This is a genomic window from Actinokineospora inagensis DSM 44258 (assembly GCF_000482865.1).
GTDB classification, from domain to species: domain Bacteria; phylum Actinomycetota; class Actinomycetes; order Mycobacteriales; family Pseudonocardiaceae; genus Actinokineospora; species Actinokineospora inagensis.
Map to the genome: position 1 here is coordinate 111827 of NZ_AXWW01000005.1, position 18895 is coordinate 130721.

Genomic DNA, 18895 nt, shown 5'->3' on the forward strand with positions numbered 1-18895 from the left:
TCGGCCGGTTGCCGGATGCGGGCGCGCGGGGACGCTGTCTAGGTTGGGCGCGTCGCACTCCCCGTCGAGAGAGTTGGCCATGAGCGAATCCCCCACCGTCGTCCTCGTCCACGGCGGTTTCGCGGACGCGTCGTTCTGGGTTCCGGTCATCAAGGAGTTGCAGGCACACGACATCCCGGTCTTGGCGCCACCGAACCCGTTGCGCGGGTTGGCGCACGACGCCGAGTACGTCGCCAGTTACGTCAACCAGGTCGACGGCCCGGTGCTGTTGGTCGGACACTCCTACGGCGGGGCCGTGATCTCCGTCGCGGGAGCCGCCACCCCCAACGCCGTCGGCCTGGTGTACGTCGCCGCTTTCGCGCTCGACGAGGGTGAGTCGTTCGCTGAGATCTTCGCCCAGTTCGGCGAGACCCCGCTCCTGGGCGCCGTCCGGCCACGGCACTACCCGACCCCCGACGGGGGGACGGCGGTCGAGTTGACCATCGCCCCCGAGCACTACCAGGAGGCGTTCGCCGCCGACCTGCCCGCCGACGTCATCGCGGTCGCCGCCGTCAGCCAACGACCGTTCGCGGCGATCTTCGAGGACCGAGCGGCGGCCGCCGCCTGGAAGACCCTCCCGTCCTGGGCCGTGGTCGCCACCGCCGACAAGGCGATCCCCCCGGACGCCGAACGCCACATGGCCCACCGCGCGGGCGCCTCGACCATCGAGGTCGACGCCTCCCACTCCATCGCCCTGTCCCAGCCGGGCGCCGTCGCCGACCTGATCCGGACCGCGGTCACCGCCACTCAGCGCTGAGGTCAGTCCGATTGCGGGGCCGCCTCAGAAGTTGGAGACGATGGCGGCCACGAGGTCGGGGCCCACGGTGCCGGTCGCGCCCTTCACCTGGAACGTGGCGGCGTTCGTGGTGTTGGAGATGGTGGTGAGGTCGGTGATCCCGGTGTCGTCGTTGCCGTAAGCGATGGTGAACACCCGCACCGGGTCCGTCCCCGGGCTGATCCGTTCGACCAGTGCCGACAGGTCGGTGCCGCCGCCCGGCGGCGGGTTGTTCTTCCCGTCGGAGATCACCACGACCGCGTCGATCGTCTTGTCCGTGGCGGATTTGGGTACGGCGCGAACGGTGGCGACGGCGTCCTGGACGGTGTCGAACAGGTTCGTGCCGTCCCCCGGGATCAGCCCGTTGATCTCCTTGTTCAGCTTGGTCCGCTGGTCCTCGTCGACCGGTGCCACCGGCACCACCGGTGTTCGCGTGGACGAGAACGACCAGAGGCCCACCCGGTCGCGGTCGGTGAAGCCGTCGACGATCTTGCCGCGGAACTTCTTGACCACGCCCATCTTGCTGGGGCACGTCTCGGCGCCGACGTCGGGGCACCGGCCGGTCAGGTCCTTGCCCGCGAAGTCCTCGCCCATCGAGAACGAGACGTCGACCAGGATCAGCACGGTGGCGGGTTTGCGCAGCTTCTTCCAGGTGTCGATGACCTTCGCCAGCACGGGGCCGGACGGGGCGTCGATGGTGTGGATGTCACCCAGCGGCCGCACGCCGCTGTCCGGGGTGGCCAGCGGACCGGAGTCGCCGGTGAAGTCGCGGAAGCCCAGTGCCTGGAACTTGGCCTGCTCGGTCCCGGTGCGCAGGTAGCCGAAGAAGTCGTCGGACACGGCCTGCTTGGCCGCGCTCATGCCGCCCCGGTCGAGCTCGATGTAGGGGTGGTCGAAGACGAGGGTGCCCTCGTTCGGGTAGCGGGCGACGAGTGTGGTGGTCGGTCGGGGTCCCGGACCGCCCTGCTCGGTCCCGGGGCCGGTGTTGGCGGTGCCGTTGGCGTAGCCCGCGTTGTACGCCAGCATCGAGCTCTCGTCGAGGCTGAGCGCGGAGACGTAGGTCAGCGCCGTGCCCGCGGCGTCCGCTCGGCGCAGGTTGGCCAGGAAGTCCAGGGTCGTCTGGCCGTAGTGCGTGATGGACTGCTCGATCGTGCGGACGTTGGCCTGGACCGTGCTGTCGTCGATGTCCTGCGCCAGGAGGCCGACGTTGCCGTCGTGGCGACCGAACGCGGAGAACGTCGCGAACGTGGCGGTCAGCCCGGAACTGGAGTAGGCCGGGTTCGTCTTGCCGAGCAGGAACGGCCCCCACTCCGGGTGGCCGTAGGCGCTCCACCCGGGACCCGCGGCCAACTCGGCGATCTTGTGCCACCCGATGTCGGCCTGGCCGGACTGGTCCAGGCGCTCGGCCATCGGCCGCGGCACCGCGATGACCAGCGGTGAGGTCACGATGGCGCCCCGACCGGTCGCGGGCAGCACGGCGGCGGCCGGGGTGTCCTTGGCCCGGTCGAGCGCCATGGTCAACCACACCGACGACGCCGGGCTCCACACGTCGGGCCGCGGACCGTCCTCGTCGGTCCACCCCTCGCCGAGCCGGTCGGTGATCGTCCCCGAGTTCCCCTCGACCACCGCGACGCGCACGCAGTGGCCCGCGGCGGACCGCACGCCGTAGTCCTGCGCCACCTGCCGCATCGTCACGATCTTCTCCTGGGACGAAGCCACCAGCAGGGTCGTGTCCGCCGGGCCCGAGCACGTCGCCAACGCGGGTGACCGGCGGTCGGAGGACGAGTTCGGCAGCCACACGACACCCACGACGACCAGCACGGCGACGGCGGTCATCCCGGCGAGCAGCTTGCGCCGGGCAGCCAGTCCGCGCAGCGACCGACCCGTGTTCTCCACCGATTGCTTCGTCGAGGCGATGACGTCGCGGCGGCGGGAGACCTGGGCGCGGAGCTCGGCCGGGAGCACCGGGGTGGGCGCGTCCCCCGCGTACCGGGCGCAGTCCCGCACGATCTCGTCCGGGGTCGGCCGCTCGGCCGGTTCCTTGGCCAGGCAACGCCGGATCAGGTCGACGAGGGGGTCGTCGGTGTCGGCGAGCGGGCCGAGGTCGGGCTCCTCGTAGATGATGCGGTGCATGACCTCCTGGAGCTGACCGGTGCCGAACGGCGGCTTCCCGGTCGCGGTGTACACCAGCAGCGCGCCAAGCCCGAACACGTCGGTCGCCGCCGACGACTCGCCGCGGAACTGCTCGGGCGCCATGAACGCCATCGTGCCGAGCAGGTCACCGGCCCTGGTCAGGCTGCTGTCGTCCGGCGACTTGGCGATGCCGAAGTCGATCAACCGGGGTCCGCCGTCGTCGAGCAGCACGTTGGACGGTTTGAGGTCGCGGTGGGTGATCCCGCTGCGCGCCATCGCCGCCACCGCGCGAGCCATGCCGTGCGCGAACCACCCCACCGCGGGCAGCCGCCACGGACCACCGACCCCGATCACCTCGTTGAGCGGCGACGCGGGCAGGTAGGTCGTGGCCAACCACGGCTTCTGCGCGTCGGCACCCGAACCGAGCAGGCTGGGGAAGTGCTCGTCCTGCTCGGACTCGACCCGCTGGATGTCCCGGATCTCGCGTTTGAACCGCTCGCGGAACGACGACTCGCGCGCCACCTCCGGTCGCATCACCTTCACCGCGGCGAACGCGCCGTCGTTGCCGACCCCGAGGTAGACGATCCCGGTCGTCCCCTCCCCCAACCGCCCGACCAGCGCGAACCGCCCGATCTGCCGCGGGTCGTCGGCCAACAGCGGAGCGACCCCGAGCCGACCGGCCAGGTCGCCCACCTTCGGCCCCGGCCGCGGCCAGCCTGCCCACACGCCGACCCCGGCCACCACCAACCCGGCCACGTTGACGAACAAGCCGAGCACACTCGCCCACCGGTCGGACTGCTCCAGGCTCTGCCGCGCCATGAAAAACCCCAACACCGTGACGCCGACCCCCACCACCACCACGGCGACGGCCCGCACCACCCGCACCCGATCCCCCGGCGCCCTCGACAACCCCACCCGGCGTCCTCCTCGTCCAACGTTCACCCCCTGATCGTCGAACGCGGGTGATCAGTTACCCATCAACCGGGAGAACCGCCTTCGCGGTGCGAAAACCCATCACCCCCGTAACGTTCGCCGATCGCAGCCAAGCCCCGCCGGGATCGGCGTCGGCGACGCGGAGGACGATGTGGGCAGATGCCGGTGCCCGCGAGCCAGACCGGGTGTGCGCCGTGGCAACCTTCGTGGGTGATGGCCTCGGTCAGCCTGGCGAGACGCCCACGACGGCGGGTTGTCGTCCCGTTTCCAGCGGCGGAGCCGAGACCCGACGATCAACCGGCTGCGCGCCAGACGGTCAAGGGCGGCGAAACCGTGCGCGAGGAGTACCGGGGCGGCGGAGGGCGCCGAGACTGACCCGGCGGATGGTCGCAGCCAGGACAGACAGAACGGCCAGCGAGCCGGGTAAGCCCTAGACCAGCAGACTGTCCGGTCCACGAACCGCGCCCATCCGGACTCCTGACTCCTACCGTCCAGCCCCCACCCAGCCCAGCCCCCACCCAGTCCCGGGGGGCGTCCCTGGTCCAGTCTACCGGCACCGCCCGGCAGGGTATAGGAGCCTGATGGAGCTGTGGACGACCGTGGTGGTTGTGGATAACTCGCCACGAGCTGCTCGGCGTGTTTGCCAAGACCCACTAGGTCCTCCCGGATGTTCGGCGGCGGAAGGTAGCCGGAGGACACCGGCTCAGCCCTCGATGAACTGGTAGTCCGCCACGATCCGCCCCTCGGCGTCGATGATCAGGAACTCGGTGCCGACCCCGGCGATCTCGCCGTCGGTGGCGACCATTTCCCAGGTGAACTTCACCGCGTCCCGCAACCCCGCCACATCGTCGCGACGGCGGAAGGAGAACTGGCCCGGCGCGACGAACTCGTCATAGGCCAGCCGCACCCGGCGCTCCAACTCCACGTGGCCGCGGGCCTCGAAAGCGGCTGTCAGGCCCAGGTCGTCAGCGGCCTTCACCACCTCACGCGGAGGCTGCAGGATGTGCCTGCCGTCCGTTGCCCACAATCGGACGACAGCGGTCCGGCGGGCATCCGCGTCCGGCTCGTTCCACACCGCAACGTAGCGATCGGCCAACTCGATCAGGTCAGGCACGACTCCTCCTCGGCTCGTTGTGCGCCGCAACCGTGCCGGGACTCCACGCCACTCGGCAATTCCCGCCAGGGAATAGCCACGCGGTGCGCACGACCACCACTCCACAGTGGACAGTGTTTGGTCACGCCGTGGCAGATGAACCAGGCCTGCCCGCCCGTCACCGCCGCGCGGGCCTTGGTGAACAGGAGGGGCACGTTGAACCCGGCCGGGTCGGCGGCCGCGTGCAGGTCGAACAGGACTATTTCGTGGTCGCCGTTCTTGATCTTTGTTTTCAGCAGGCCGCGCGGCCCTTCATCGAAGGGTCGAGGTGTCGGACGTGCCGATGTACGCCGCCTCGGTGATGGTGCCCGCGGCCTGCTCGTTGACCACGAAGGCCAGGCTGAAATAGCCCGGCCGGGTATTCGGTCCACCGCGACCCAGAGCACGGTCCCGTGCCGCACGGAACGGTGCGCCATCAATGAACCATCCTTGGCGGCGAAGCGTCTGGGTTGCTCTCGCCGGCCCTGCTGACCGGAGCCGTGCTCCCGGTGGCCGTCGGGGGTGGTCTCGGTGAGCCTGCCGCTGTGGCCGCGAAACGGATCCCGGCGGCGGTGAACCGGCGTTCGGGGATCCGGGGCGGGCGGTTGCAGGATGTGTCTACCGTCGGGCGGACTCCACCTCGGCTCGCACCGCGTCGCGAAGTGCCCCACCTCCGGTGCCGCTCGGCAATTCCCGACGGGGAATAGCGAGCCGCGCCGCATCGGCTACACAGGACCCGTGTCCGACGACCTGCGCACCTGGCGGCTGCGGCGCAAGGTGAGCCAGATCGACCTGGCCCTGCGCGCCGGAACGACCCAACGCCACATCAGCTTCATCGAGAGCGGCCGCTCCAGCCCCGGCCGCGCCATGATCATCCGTCTCGCCGAGTCCCTCGACGTTCCCCTGCGCGAGCGCAACGCCTTGCTGCTGGCCTCGGGCTACGCCCCTGCCTACCCGGAAACCCCCTGGGACGACACCCTTCTGACCCCCATCCGCGCCGCCGTCGAACAGGTGCTCCAGGCCCACAACCCGTACCCGGCCATCGTCGTCGACCGCCACGGCACCCTGGTCTCCGCCAACACCGCCTTCCACACCCTCACCGCCGACGTCTCCCCCACCCTCGTTACACCCCCCGTCAACATTCCCCGCCTCCTCCTCCACCCCACCGGCCTGGCCCCCCACATCACCAACCTCGACGAATGGGCCCACCACGTCCTCGACGCCCTCCGCACCCAGGCGGCCCGCACCCCCGACCCGGCACTGGATGCCCTCATCGCCGAACTCACCACCTACACCCCCACCCCGCACGTCCCCCCAACCCACCTCGGCTTCGCCACCCCACTATGCCTGCGCACCCCCGCAGGCGAACTCCACCTGCTCACCACCCTCACCCACTTCGCCACCCCCCACGACGTCACCGTCGCCGAACTCCGCCTCGAAGCCTTCCTCCCCGCCGACGCCCCCACCGCCACCCTGCTGACCACCATGGCCACCAGATCCAACCCGTAGTCGGGCGCATTTCGGGGTCGGCGTGTCCAAAAGCCAGCGTGCTGGTCCGCGCTGCCAACAACTCCGCCTGCGTCGACCACGCACCAGGCGCGGTCACCGTGGCCCAACTCACCGGCCCAACTCACCGCATCGATCACTTCTGGTCCCCGGGGGCGGTCACCCGCGCAGGCGTGAGTTCCTCAGTGGACGGGACCAATCAGCGCGTCGCGTTCGACGCGGGCCCCGGCGTGCCCTCGGTGGCAGGTGGGGCTTCGACATTCTCGCCTTGGCCATCGCAAGGTCGACATCCGACTCGCGAGTGCTCAGCCGAAGGTGCCCGCCGCTGGTATATCCGCCGCATACCGCCAGAATCTCAACTCCGACACCGGGCCACTCGGAGTCTCTGAGTGGAAGGTCATGGATCAACGCTCGGTCCACCACCCCGATCTCTCCCGACGGGATTTCACTCTCAGCCCGTACGGCATCTTGGCCACCACAGTGTCCGCACACCCGCAGGCAGGGCGGCGACCGGACCGGTCGGGCGCCTTTCAGGACCATGGTCCGGCTCAATTCTGTCAAAAAGCGGTCCTTTGCCCGGTGGGCGCGGTCGGGGATGCTTGGGCGCCGTGCAGGGAGTCTTGGAGCAGGTTGCCGCGGGTGTGCGGTCGGTGGTGGGGCAGGGGAAGCAGGCGGTGTCGATTCCGGCGCTGGCCAGGGTTCCGCTGAACCGGTTCGGTATGGCGGTCGCGACCGCCGATGGGGATGTGGTGGGGGTGGGTGACTGGGATGAGCCGTTCTCGGTGCAGAGCCTGTCGAAGTTGTTCACGTTGGCGTTGGCCGGGGACATGCGGGACCGGGTTGGGCGTGAGCCGTCGACGTTGGCGTTCAACTCGTTGAGCCAGTTGGAGTTGGACGAGGGGCGGCCGCGCAATCCGTTTCTCAACGCGGGGGCGTTGGTGACGACCGACCAACTGCTCAGCACGACTGGGGACGCGGCGGCGGCGTTGCGGGGGTTTCTGGCGGCTGAGTCGGGGGCCGAGGTCGCGGTCGACCTGAGCGTGGCGGAGTCCGAATTGGAGACTGGGCACCGCAACGCGGCGTTGGCGCATCTGATCGCGGGTTATGGCAACCTGCACAACCCGGTGACCGACGTGTTGCGGAACTACGTGCACAGTTGCGCCATCGCGATGTCCTGTCGCGACTTGGCCCTCGCGGGGTTGTTCCTGGCGCGCACGGGGCGGGGGCGGGCGACGCAGGTGTTGTCGGCGTCTGACGCGCGTCGGCTCAATGCGACGATGTTGGTCTGCGGGATGTATGACGGTGCGGGCGAGTTCGCGTATCGGGTGGGGTTGCCCGCCAAGAGCGGGATCGGTGGCGGGGTTCTCGCTGTGGTGCCGAATCGCTGCGTGGTGTGCGTGTGGAGTCCTGGGCTGGACCGGTGCGGCAACTCGGTCGCCGCAGTTGCCGCGTTGGAGATCTTCAGCGCGTTGACTGGGTACTCGGTGTTCTAGCGGGCACAATGGTGACCGTGCAGCACAGCAACCCGAGCGGTCTCCCCCGGCCCAATGGCTACAGTCACGTCGTCGAGGTGAGCGGGCGCCTTGCGTTCGTCTCCGGGCAGGTTCCGTTGGACGACGCGGGCGCCCTAGTGGGGAACGACACAGAAACCCAGACCCGGCAGGTGTTCCGCAACATCGAGACCGCCCTCGCCGCGCTGGGGGCGGCCATGCGGGACGTCGCGAAGTTGACCTACTTCGTGATCGACACCGCTGATGTCCCGGTGATCCGCACGGTGCGCGACGAGTTCGTGGACACCTCGGCGCCGCCTGCGAGTTCGCTCGTGCAGGTCGTGGCCCTGGTGGATCCCCGCTTCCGCGTCGAGATCGAGGCCGTCGCCGAACTTCCTGCGGTGTAGTGGGCTTCAGCCGTCGCGGAGGACCCGGAATCGACCGGGGTCGGCCGGATCGCGATCAACGACCTGGATTGGCGGCTGGGTCCACTGCCATACACTGATCCCTGGGACGCGGGAGAACCGGATCTGGCCGCGGGTACCTTCCACCGAGACACGCGACCAGTCCGTCCACTGTGAACGCAGCATCTCGGCGAGAGTCGCGATCGTGTCATACCCCTCAAACGCGACAAATGACGGCGCCTCGCCCAGCCGCGCTCGGAGGGTCAGCCCCACTTGTGTCCCGAGTGGACCAAGGCGCTCGGGAAGGTAACGCAGGAAAGGGATTCCGGCGCCGGCATCACCCAACGCGGACGCCCACGCGGCGAACTCCGGTTGCCCGGCCGGGGCACCGATGAGGACCTCGGACAACCGGAGGTCGCCGCGAACCCGCTGGACGATCGCCACCGCCGGATCCGGGTATCCGACCAACAGCAGGAGAGCGGTCGCGCGACTGTCGAGCAGCGCGTCACACACGGCGTCCGGGTCGAGGTCGTCGAGTTCGATGGTGTTGCCGCCGCGTGCGGTGAAATGGTCTTTCAGGATGTGAGTCCCAGAAGCCCAATACACGCTCGACTGAGCCGCCACCGCGATACGCCGGTGCCCGGCGTCGAGCAAGAAATCCGCGTAGAACCGCCAACCGCGAGACTGCGGTGGAGACAACCGCGCGACCCATTCCGTCGGCCGTTCTGTGAGCGCGTCAAGAACGGCTGACGAACACAAGAACGGCAAACTCAGCGCGTCAGCCGTGCGAGCGGCCGCGCGAGCGACGACGCTGTGGTACTCCCCCACCACCGCGGCCACCCCCATACCGGCAAGCTCGTCCACCGCCGCCTCGGCCCGGCGCGGGTCGGCGGCGGTGTCCCGAACCACGAGCTCCAGCGGCCGCCCAGCGATCCCGCCTGCCTCGTTGACTTCGTCCACGGCCAGCTCAAGCCCGCCGAGCAGGTGCCTACCCGCGGCAGCCCAACCGGGCCTGGTCAGCGGAGCCAGCGCCCCGACCCGCACGGGCGCGCCGGGCGTTGGGCTCTCGAAGTCGGCCACGCGGCCAGGTTACCCAGGTGCGAGCCGGGTCGTTCGTGCCGCGACCCACCCAGGTCACCAGGGGTGTGATGTGGGCCATCCCCCTAACGGGGGTCACGCTCGGTGCGATGAACTCCGGGCGAGCGGGAAAGGGAATGAGCATGGGACACCGAAATGGCGGCGGGAAATCCGCGAGTGGGAACACTGGGAAAGTTGACACCCAATGGGCCGTTTGGGGGTAATTCTGGCCGCGTTCGGGGGAATTGACACTCGGGGATGGCGGACCTAACATGGCCAGTCGCCGCCTTGACCTGGGGTTCGGTTGACCGGGCCCGGGTTGGGTTTTCTGATCACCGGGGTTTTTCGCCAACAGTCGATTTTCTTGCGACGGGAGCATTGTGTCGACAGGGGCTGCCGGGGCTAAATCCGGGTTCGCGGCGTATCCGCGGTTGTTGCGGGTGCCGGGGGCGGCGGCGTTGGGCTTTTGGGGGATGGTGGGGCGGTTCCCGATCGCGATGCGGTCGGTGGGGTGCCTGCTGCTGGTGGCGGCGGTGAGCGGGTCGCTGGGTGGGGCGGGCGCGGTGGCGGCGGCGATGCTGGTGGCGCAGGGGGTGGCCAGCCCGGTGCTGGGGCGCTGGGCCGACCGGGTGTCGCAGCGGCGGGTGCTGCTCAGCGCGGGCGCGGCGCACGTGGTGGCGTTGACCGGCCTGTTGGTGGCGATCGTGGGGCGGGCGCCGATCCTCGTGCAGGTGGTCGCGGCGGTGGCGACGGGGTGCGCGTCGGTGTCGTTCACGTCGTTCATGCGGGCGCGGTGGGCGGCGTTCGTGGAGCCGGGGCTGGTGCGCACGGCGTACGCGCTGGAGTCGGTCCTGGACGAGACGATCTTCCTGGTGGGCCCGTTGCTGGTGACGGTGCTGGTCACCGGCGTGCACCCGGCGGCCGGGCTCATCGTCTGCGCGGTGTTGACGGCGACGGGCTCGGTCGCGGTGGCCCTGCACGGCCGCTCGGAGCCCGCGGCGAAAAGACCCGAGGCCGCGCCGCGAAAGGCGATCGCGGTGACCGGCGTACGGGTGCTGGTGGTGGCCTACGCGGGCATGGGGTTCCTGCTGGGCGCGGTGGACGTGACGATGATCGGCTTCGCCCGCGAGCACGGCAACCCGGCGCTGGCGGGGGTGTTCCTGTCGCTCACCGCGGTCGGCAGCCTGGTCGCCGGGGCGGTGTTCGGCGCGGTCGACTGGACACTCACCCCCCGTCGGCTGCTGGCGCTGACCACCGCCGTGCTGACGGCGGGCGCGCTGCCGCTGGCGTTCGCGGGTTCCTCCCCCGTCATGGCCGGTTTGGCGGTGGTCGCCGGGGTGGCGATCGCACCGGGGTTGATCGCGGGCAGCACCCTGCTGGAGGCGTTGGCGCCCAAGGGTTCGCTGTCGGAGGGGTTCTCCTGGTTGTCGAGCGCGGGGGCGCTGGGCATCGCGCTGGGCACGGGGGTGGGGGGACGGCTCGCCGACACGGGTGGGTTCGCGGCCGCGGCGGTGGCGGCGGTGGGCGGCGGTCTGGTCGCACTCGTGTTGGCGGTGGCGGGGCAGTCCGCTCTCGAACCGGAAGTGGTGGCTGAACAGTGAGGGATGCAGTGAGCACAGGGCTCGGGGGCCTGCCGGTCCCCCGGATGGAGTTCGACGAGTTCGTGGCGTTCGGGCGGGAGGCGCTGATCCGCGCCGACGTGCCGGTCGTCATCACCCTGCCGGAGAGCGTGCGGGGCCTCGGCCGGGCCGGGGTGGCCGAGCGGCTGGGCGACATGCGGGTCACGCTGTTCACCGAGCCGAGCGACAAGCAGAACTCCCAGCGGTGGACGACCAGGGACATCCCGCTCAGCGAGTTCTTCGCCGACGAGCGGTACCTGACCGACCCGGGCACCTGGAACCGGATCGTGTCCAACATCCGCGACAACCCCGGTGACGTGAACGCGATCCTCGGGTTCGACGCCGAGTCGTTGTTCGACTACCGGCGCTCGCTCAACGCGGCGAACCTGTGGATCAGCCACCGGGGCGTGTTCACCCAGAGCCACTTCGACGAGTTGGAGAACTTCAACATCGCGTTGGAGGGCCGCAAGCGGTTCGTGCTCGCCCCGCCCGGGTTCCGGGAGTACTACCCGCGGTCGGTGCGGCACGGGTTCGGCGACAAGTCCCAGGCGTTCGACTTCGACAACGTCGATGCCAAGCGGTTCCCGAGGCTGGTCGCCAAGCTCGCGGAACGCCGCGAGCTGGTCCTGGAGCCGGGGCAGATGCTGTACCTGCCGCTGGGCTGGTGGCACCAGGCGGAGTCGCTGGCGGAGATGAACATCAACATGAACTTCTGGCTCAAGGACCCCAAGATTTTCCGCAGGCCGTACGTCCTGGGCGTCGCCCTTTACACCGCGGCGTTCCGCAAGCTCAAGGGCGTCTACAACTACCAACCGGCCGAGGCCAACTCATGAGCGGGCGCAAGACGATCACCCCTACCCACCGCTACCGCGACAACGACAAGGCGGTCGGGGTCGGCAACGCGTTCTGGGACAGGTCCGAACGCGAGGGTGTCGCCGGGATCGTGGCCGAGTTGGCCGGCGGTGTACTGCGAACCGCCGACGGGCACGAGTTCGTCAACTTCACCTGCTGCTCCTACCTCGACCTGGACTCCCACCCGGACGTCATCGAGGGCGCGGTGACCGCATTGCGCCGGTTCGGGGTGCTCGACCACTGCATCCCGCGCAGCCGCGTGCAGATCCCGGCGCTGCTGGAGTTGGAGGCGTCGCTGGGTGAGCTGTGGTCGGCCGACGTGATCACCGCGATCTCCGCCGGGGTGGCCAGCGCCGGGCTGCTGCCGCTGATCGCCTCCGGTCACCTCGGCGACGGAACCCGCCCGCTGATGGCGTTCGACAAGAACTGCCACGTCTCCATGGCCGGGGCCAAGCCGGCGTGCGCGGACGAGACCGAGGTCGTCACCGCCCCGCACCACGACATCGACTGGCTCGAAGACCAGTGCCGCGCCTACGAACGTGTCTGTTATGTCGTCGATGGCGCCGACAGCCTCGGCGGGTACGCGCCGGTCAAGGAACTGGCGGTGCTGCAGGACAAGTACAACCTGCTGGTCTACTACGACGACTCGCACTCGGTGTCGGCCTACGGCGAGCGCGGCATGGGCTACATCCGCGCCAACGCCCCCATCCTCGACGAGCGCACCATCACCGTCGCCACGCTGAACAAGGCGTTCGGCACCAGTGGCGCGGCGGTCCTGCTCAACGGCTACGACAAGCACGCGCACCGGGTGATCGAGCGGTTCGCCGGTGCCCTGTGCTACTCGCAGCCGATGAACACCGCCGCCGTCGGCGCCTCGCTGGCGTCCGCCGAAATCCACCGCAGCGCCGAACTCGCGACCCTGCAGGGCAAGCTCAACGCCAACGTCGCGCTGTTCGACTCGCTGGTCGACACCGAGCAGTCGGCCACCAGCTACCCGATCCGGATCGTGCCGATGGCCGACGACACCGTCATCGACGCCGGCCGCCGGGTCTACGAGGCCGGGTTCTACGTCTCCCCCGTCTTCTTCCCCATCGTCGCGCGCGGCACCGCGGGCCTGCGGGTCATGCTGCGCGCAGGGCAGACCGAGGACCAGATCCGACGGCTCGGCGCGGTCCTGGCCGAGGTCGGCGCCGCGCGACCCCAGGTGGCGTGATGACGGCCAGAGCGATCCCGCGCAGCATCCTCTACACCCCGGCCCTCTCGCTGGACCGGGTGGTCAAGGCGTGGTCCTACGACGCCGACGTGCACCTGATCGACCTGGAGGACGGCGTCCCGCCGCCGGACAAACCCGCGGCACGGGCGGTGTGCCGGGCGGCCCTGGAGAAGGCGCCGCACCCGGAGAACACCGGGGTGCGGGTCAACCAGCTCGGCACGCTGGCCGCCGTGCACGACCTGGCGCTGCTGGCCGACTCGCCGGTCAAGCCCGGGTTCGTGGTGATGACGATGGTCGAGTCGGCGGTCGAAGTGCGGCTGCTGCGCGCGACGCTGGCCGAGGCGGGCGCGCACCCGCAGGTCTACGTAACCGTGGAGACCGTCGCCGCGATCGCCGAGCTGGACGCGGTCGCAGCGGCCGCCGACGGGCTCGTCCTCGGCTCGGCGGACCTGGCCGCCACCCTCGGCGTGGAGATCACCTGGGCCGGGATGCTCGCCGCCCGGCAGGCGATGGCCCTCGCGTGCGCGCACCACGGCACCGCCTGCGTCGACACCGCGAACTTCCGGCTGGGCGAGCCCGGGGTGCTGGCCGAGGAGATCGAGCGGGTGCGCGAGTTGGGGTTCCACGGCAAGGCCGCCGTCCACCCGAGCGAGCTGGACACGATCAACGCCGCGCTGCGCCCCAACCCCGAACACGTGCGGCAGGCCCGCCGGGTCACCGACGCCGTCGCCGCCGCTGACGGCGGTATCGCCGTGCTGGACGGGAACATGGTCGGGCCGCCGTTCGCGCGGATGGCCCGCACCACCGTCGCCCTGGGCGACGCGTGGACCGCCCGGTTCGGGCGGGTCGGGAACGGAGCCACCGCATGACCATCATCGAGGAACCCGCCGTGCACCAGCACACCGGCGCCGGGGTGACCGTCGCCGTGATCGGGACCGGGGCGATCGGGCAGGACCTGGTCAGCAAGGTCCACCGCTCCCCCGCGCTGCGCTGCGGCCTGGTCGTCGGCCGCAACCCCGACTCCGCCGGTCTCGCGCACGCCCGCGCCCTGGGCTACCGCACCAGCGCCGCCGGGATCGACGCCGTGCTCGCCGAGCCGCGCCCGTTCGACGTGCTGTTCGACGCCACCAGCGCCGCCGCGCACCGCGAGCACTGGCGGCTGTTGGCGCACACCCCGACGCTGCTGGTCGACCTGACCCCGGCCAAGACCGGGCAGATGGTGGTGCCGACCATCACCGGCACGCACGCGCCCACCGACCGCGACGTCAGCATGATCAGTTGCGGTGGCCAAGCCGCGACCCCGGTCGCGCACGCGCTGGCCGGGGCGTTCACCGTGGACTACCTCGAGGTCGTCTCGACCGTGGCCAGCACCATCGCCGGGCGGGCGACCCGGCTCAACCTCGACGAGTACGTGGCCACCACGCAGCACGCGCTCACCACGTTCACCGGGGTTGCCGACACCAAGGCCATCCTCAACATCAGCCCCGCGGTGCCGCCCGCGACGTTCCGCTCGGCCGTGCACGCCGTCATCGCCGACGCCGACCCGACCCGGGTGCGGGCCGTGGTGGACGCCGCCGCCGAGCGGATGCGCGGGTTCGCCCCCGGCTACCGGATCACCGCCTGCGCGGTGACCGCCGACCGGGTCGTGGTGTCCATCGAGGTCACCGCCGACAGCGACGTCCTGCCGCACTACGCGGGCAACCTGGACATCATCAACTCGGCCGCCGTGCTGGTCGCCGAACAGCACGCCGCCCGGCTCGCCGCGCACCGGAGCAAGCCATGACCGAGATCGTCATCCACGACCCGACCCTGCGCGACGGCCAGCACGCCGTCCGCCACCAACTCGGTGTGACCGCCCTGCGCGGTTATGCCGAGGCGGCCGACGCGGCCGGCATCCCGGTCGTCGAGGTCGGCCACGGCAACGGCCTTGGCGCGTCGTCGTTGCAGGTCGGGCGGGCCGCGGTCAGCGACGACCTGATGCTCTCGACCGTGCGGGAAGCGTTGCGGCACAGTCGGATGGGCGTGTTCCTGCTCCCCGGTTGGGGAACGTCCGCCGACCTGCGCAAAGCCGTCGCGCACGGCGCCGACGTGATCCGCGTCGGTGTGCACTGCACAGAGCCCTCGCTGGCCGAGCGGCACCTCGGGTTCCTCGCCGAGGAAGGCGCCGACGGGCACTGCGTGCTGATGATGAGCCACATGGCCACCCCCACCCAGTTGGCCGAACACGCGGCCACCGCCGTCGGCTACGGTGCGAGGGCCGTGGGGATCATGGACTCCGCCGGGCACTTCCTGCCCCGCGACGTCACCGCGCGGATCGGGGCGATCCACGCGGCCGTGGACGTCCCGGTGATCTTCCACGGGCACAACAACCTGGGCATGGCCGTGGCGAACTCGGTGGCCGCCGCCGAGGCCGGGGCCACCGTCATCGACGGCTGCGCCCGCGGCTTCGGCGCCGGGGCGGGCAACACGCAACTGGAGGTGCTGGTGCCGGTGTTGGAACGGACCGGGTTCGGCACCGGCATCGACCTCTACGCGTTGCTCGACGCCGCCGAGTTCGCCGAACGCGAATTGATGCCCGCGCCACCGACCACCGGCACGGTCAGCATCGTCAGCGGCCTCGCGGGTGTCTTCTCCGGTTTCAAGCACCAGGTGCTCGACGCCGCCACCCGCGCCGACGTCGACCCGCGCGACGTGTTCTTCGAGCTCGGCAGGCGCCAGGCGATCGCGGGCCAGGAAGACCTCATCGTGGACGTGATCGCGGACATGACCGCGGAAAGGGCGACAGGGTGACGACCACGCGGTTCATCGGCGCGGCTGAGATGGCGGGGCCGGAGCGGTTGGTGCGGGTGGTCGACGCGCTGGCCGAGGTGTTCGCCGACCTGGCCGCCGGGCGCACCCGGTCGCCGTCGCGCACCGTCGTCGAGCACGGCGAGGAGTGCCAGTTGCTGGCCGGGACGGCGGTGTGGGAGCGGCGCGGGGTGGGCAGCGTCAAGATCACCACCTTGACGCCGGACAACCCCGGGCGCGGGCTGCCGCTGATCCACGGGGTGGTCGTGCTGACGGATCTGCAGACCGGGGAGATCACCGCGTTGCTCGACGGCGCCGAGCTGACCGCCGTGCGCACCGGGGCCGTCGCCGGGCTCGCGACCCGGTTGTGCGCGCCGGAAGACGCGTCCGAACTGGCCCTGATCGGGGCGGGTGTGCAGGCGCGGGCGCTGGTGCGCGCGGTGTCGGCGGTGCGGCCGATCCGGTCCGTCCGGGTCTACTCGCGGACCGCCGCGAGCGCCGCCGCCTTCGGCGAGTGGGTGCGCGACGAGTTCGGCCACGAGGTCACCGTCTGCCCCACCGCCAAGGCCGCTGTCGCCGACGCGGCGATCGTGTGCACCGCGACCTCGACGAACGGCCGGATGCCGTTGGTGGAGGCCGACTGGGTCACCCCGGGCGCGCACGTCAACGTCATCGGTGGGACCAACGAGCAGGCCGTGGAGCTCGACCCGACACTGCTGGCGGCGGCGTTCGTGGTCGTGGAGGACCGCGAGGTCGCCGTGGAGGACGCGGGCGAGATACGGATCGCGCTGGCCGACGGCCGGATCAAGGTGGCCGACCTCACCGAGCTCGGCGCCCTGGTCGGCGGGTTCGAGCCGGACGGCCGCACCACGGTGTTCCGCGGCGTCGGCATGGCCATCGAGGACACCGCGGCCGCGGCAGCCCTGGTCGATCAGTGATCGCGGCAGCGCACCAGGAAGGACCGCTCGAAGGTGATCACCGTCTCGCCGGTGGACTTGGTGCCGGTGGTCTCCACCGTGATGATCCCGTTGCCCGGCCGCGAGTTCGACAGCCGCTTGGCCAGGACCCGGCTGGTGGCGTAGAGGGTGTCGCCGACGAACACCGGGTCCTTGAGCCGAACCCGGTCCCAGCCCAGGTTGGCCACCGCCCGCGCGGACAGCGCCTGCACGGTCATCCCGCCGACCAGGCACAGGGTGATGCCGCTGTTGACCAGGACCTGCCCGTACTCGGCGGCCGCGCCGTAGGCCCGGTCGAAGTGCAGCGGGTGCTGGTTCATGGTGAGCAGGGTCAGCCACGTGTTGTCCGCCTCGGTGATGGTGCGGCCGGGCCAGTGCCGGATCACCATGCCCGGCTCGAAGTCCTCGTAGTCGCCGCCGTGTTCCTCGACGAACTCGTTGTCCCCCACCTTGCGCAGCGTCATCTTCCGCCCTCCCTGGTCGTCGGCGGCGACCGTACCAGCTCCTGGAAAGTCCTGAGCAGACAATGATTCGATCCACAGTGGACTCGTGGTTCGGCGGCCACCGGATCGCCCCGGCGGCGGCCCCGTCGACCACCCGCGACCTGCTGCGCCACGAGATCCGCGACACCGGCTGGCCGCACCAGCCGCTGCTGCCCGCCGCCCCGCTCGCCATCCCCCGCGCGGGCTACGCCGAGCTCTACCGGGCCACCAGGGCCCTGCTCGACCTCGTGCGCCGGGTCGCCCTGGAGACCGCCGAAACCACCGAGGGCAGGCTCGCCGCCTACGGGATGCCCGACAGCGAACGGAAACTGTTCGTCGCCGACCAGTTCACCGAGGAGCGCTACGCCGACTGCGTCGCCCGGCCCGACGTCGTCATCGGACCGGACGGCCCGAAGTTCCTGGAGTTCAACGTTTCCGGCGCCCTCGGCGGCCCGGTGGAGACCCACTGCCGACTCCAGGCCTGGCGCAAGCTGTTCGCCGACGCCGAAGGCCGGGTGCCCTTCGGTTTCCACGAACCGTTCGCCGTGCGCGAGCGCATGTTCCGCGACCTGAGCACCGAACTGGGCGTCGCGCCCCGTTTGGCCCTGGTCGGCAGCGCCCGCGACCAGGGCGTCGAGTCGACCCGCTACTTCGACATCGAGGCCGACTACTACAACAGCCGCGGTCTGACGGCCACCTTCTTCGAACCGGAAGACCTGCACACCGCATGGGACTGCCCCGAGCCGTTGCGCTACCCGTTGGGCCTGCGCAACTTCACCATCCCCGACTGGCTCGACCTGGACATCGACCTGGACCCGGTCCAGGACGCCCTCGACAACGGCGTGCTGCTGGTCGGCACCCAGACCTCGACGTTCCTGGCCAGCAAGCTCACCATGGGCCTGCTGTCGGAGGGCCGACCGTGGATGAGCTCGGCCGAACGCGCCCTGGTCGAGCGGTACCTGCCGTGGACCCGCATCCTGGCCGACCGGCGCTCGACAAGGGGCGACCGCGGGGTGGACCTGCCCCAGTACACTGTGGACAACCGGGAGCGCCTGGTGCTCAAGGAAGGCCTGGGCATGAGCGGCAAGCAGGTCCTCATCGGCGAACGCACCTCACCCGCCGACTGGGAGTCAGCGGTCCGGTCGGCGCTGGTGACCGGGACCAGCATCGTGCAGGAGTTCATCACCCCGCACACCACCCGAGCCTGGATGACCGCCGACGGGGTCGACGAGGCCTACGAGGTCGACATCGCCCCGGTCCTCGGCCCCCTGCTGTTCGGCGGCAGGCCGGCGGGCATCTTCGCCCGCTTCTACGGCGACGGCACCGCGGGCATCGTCAGCGTGATGGGCAACCTCGCCGCCGACAACGTCGTCGTGTGGGTCTAGCGGCTCGACCCAGATACGTTGACCGGGCCTCGACCTGTCCGCGACGTCCTTGGCCGCGTTGTCGACACAACCAAGTACGTCCATAGTACGAGGTCGTTCCCGCGTCTTGCCA

17 protein-coding genes are annotated in these 18895 nt (G+C 70.5%); 12 read left to right on the forward strand and 5 right to left on the reverse strand.

Annotated elements, in window-relative coordinates; all coding sequences use genetic code 11:
• Positions 1-79 precede the first annotated feature (79 nt).
• Entirely contained in the window at positions 80-796 is a 717-nt protein-coding gene (locus H504_RS0100565; RefSeq protein ID WP_026421168.1) for an alpha/beta fold hydrolase, read from the forward strand.
• Positions 797-820: 24 nt separating this feature from the next.
• On the opposite strand, the gene H504_RS38220 is transcribed toward H504_RS0100565, so the two are convergent.
• The 3 genes from H504_RS38220 to H504_RS40720 form a co-directional block, all read right to left on the reverse strand.
• Positions 821-3862: a protein kinase domain-containing protein gene (locus H504_RS38220; protein ID WP_157440127.1), complete on the reverse strand. Its 3042-nt coding sequence runs from the start codon at positions 3860-3862 to the stop codon at positions 821-823.
• Between the two features lie 721 nt (positions 3863-4583).
• On the reverse strand, positions 4584-4994 hold the full coding sequence (locus H504_RS0100575; RefSeq protein ID WP_026421170.1) for a hypothetical protein: 411 nt from the start codon (positions 4992-4994) through the stop codon (positions 4584-4586).
• Positions 4982-5449: a hypothetical protein gene (locus H504_RS40720; protein WP_157440128.1), complete on the reverse strand. Its 468-nt coding sequence runs from the start codon at positions 5447-5449 to the stop codon at positions 4982-4984. The genes H504_RS0100575 and H504_RS40720 overlap by 13 nt, the downstream gene beginning before the upstream one ends.
• 301 nt (positions 5450-5750) lie before the next feature.
• On the opposite strand from H504_RS40720, the gene H504_RS0100585 reads away from it, so the two are divergent.
• From H504_RS0100585 to H504_RS0100595, 3 genes are all read left to right on the forward strand, one after another.
• Positions 5751-6521: a helix-turn-helix domain-containing protein gene (locus H504_RS0100585; RefSeq protein ID WP_035302881.1), complete on the forward strand. Its 771-nt coding sequence runs from the start codon at positions 5751-5753 to the stop codon at positions 6519-6521.
• A gap of 605 nt (positions 6522-7126) precedes the next feature.
• Positions 7127-8011, forward strand: coding sequence for a glutaminase (locus H504_RS0100590; RefSeq protein ID WP_035302883.1), 885 nt, complete (start codon positions 7127-7129; stop codon positions 8009-8011).
• 8 nt (positions 8012-8019) lie between these two features.
• Positions 8020-8415 carry a RidA family protein gene (locus tag H504_RS0100595; protein WP_026421173.1) on the forward strand — a complete coding sequence of 132 codons (396 nt, stop codon included), beginning with the start codon at positions 8020-8022 and terminating at the stop codon, positions 8413-8415.
• 6 nt (positions 8416-8421) lie between these two features.
• Here the strand turns inward: H504_RS0100595 and H504_RS0100600 are convergent, their stop codons facing one another.
• A complete protein-coding gene (locus H504_RS0100600) occupies positions 8422-9492 on the reverse strand; it encodes an ABC transporter substrate-binding protein (protein ID WP_026421174.1) in 1071 nt (356 codons plus the stop codon).
• 470 nt (positions 9493-9962) lie between these two features.
• Here H504_RS0100600 and H504_RS43515 point away from each other — a divergent pair, with 470 nt between their 5' ends.
• Genes H504_RS43515 through H504_RS0100635 form a run of 7 tightly spaced genes read left to right on the forward strand, consistent with a single transcriptional unit; the run spans position 9963 to position 16898 of the window.
• Positions 9963-11090: an MFS transporter gene (locus tag H504_RS43515; protein WP_211239221.1), complete on the forward strand. Its 1128-nt coding sequence runs from the start codon at positions 9963-9965 to the stop codon at positions 11088-11090.
• An 8-nt stretch (positions 11091-11098) separates the two neighbouring features.
• Positions 11099-11941: a cupin-like domain-containing protein gene (locus H504_RS0100610; protein ID WP_211239222.1), complete on the forward strand. Its 843-nt coding sequence runs from the start codon at positions 11099-11101 to the stop codon at positions 11939-11941.
• A complete protein-coding gene (locus H504_RS0100615) occupies positions 11938-13173 on the forward strand; it encodes an 8-amino-7-oxononanoate synthase family protein (RefSeq protein ID WP_026421177.1) in 1236 nt (411 codons plus the stop codon). Before H504_RS0100610 ends, H504_RS0100615 begins: the two co-directional genes overlap by 4 nt.
• Positions 13173-14042: an HpcH/HpaI aldolase/citrate lyase family protein gene (locus H504_RS0100620; RefSeq protein ID WP_026421178.1), complete on the forward strand. Its 870-nt coding sequence runs from the start codon at positions 13173-13175 to the stop codon at positions 14040-14042. The genes H504_RS0100615 and H504_RS0100620 overlap by 1 nt, the downstream gene beginning before the upstream one ends.
• Positions 14039-14956, forward strand: coding sequence for an acetaldehyde dehydrogenase (acetylating) (locus H504_RS0100625; protein WP_051385367.1), 918 nt, complete (start codon positions 14039-14041; stop codon positions 14954-14956). Before H504_RS0100620 ends, H504_RS0100625 begins: the two co-directional genes overlap by 4 nt.
• The gene (gene dmpG, locus H504_RS0100630; protein WP_026421180.1) at positions 14953-15963 is read left to right on the forward strand and encodes a 4-hydroxy-2-oxovalerate aldolase; all 1011 of its coding nucleotides are present in this window, start codon (positions 14953-14955) and stop codon (positions 15961-15963) included. Before H504_RS0100625 ends, dmpG begins: the two co-directional genes overlap by 4 nt.
• Positions 15960-16898 carry an ornithine cyclodeaminase family protein gene (locus tag H504_RS0100635; protein ID WP_026421181.1) on the forward strand — a complete coding sequence of 313 codons (939 nt, stop codon included), beginning with the start codon at positions 15960-15962 and terminating at the stop codon, positions 16896-16898. Before dmpG ends, H504_RS0100635 begins: the two co-directional genes overlap by 4 nt.
• On the opposite strand, the gene H504_RS0100640 is transcribed toward H504_RS0100635, so the two are convergent.
• The gene (locus tag H504_RS0100640; protein ID WP_026421182.1) at positions 16892-17380 is read right to left on the reverse strand and encodes a MaoC family dehydratase; all 489 of its coding nucleotides are present in this window, start codon (positions 17378-17380) and stop codon (positions 16892-16894) included. The genes H504_RS0100635 and H504_RS0100640 overlap by 7 nt on opposite strands.
• Before the next feature lie 62 nt (positions 17381-17442).
• On the opposite strand from H504_RS0100640, the gene H504_RS0100645 reads away from it, so the two are divergent.
• Entirely contained in the window at positions 17443-18783 is a 1341-nt protein-coding gene (locus tag H504_RS0100645) for a hypothetical protein (protein WP_026421183.1), read from the forward strand.
• Positions 18784-18895 lie beyond the last annotated feature (112 nt).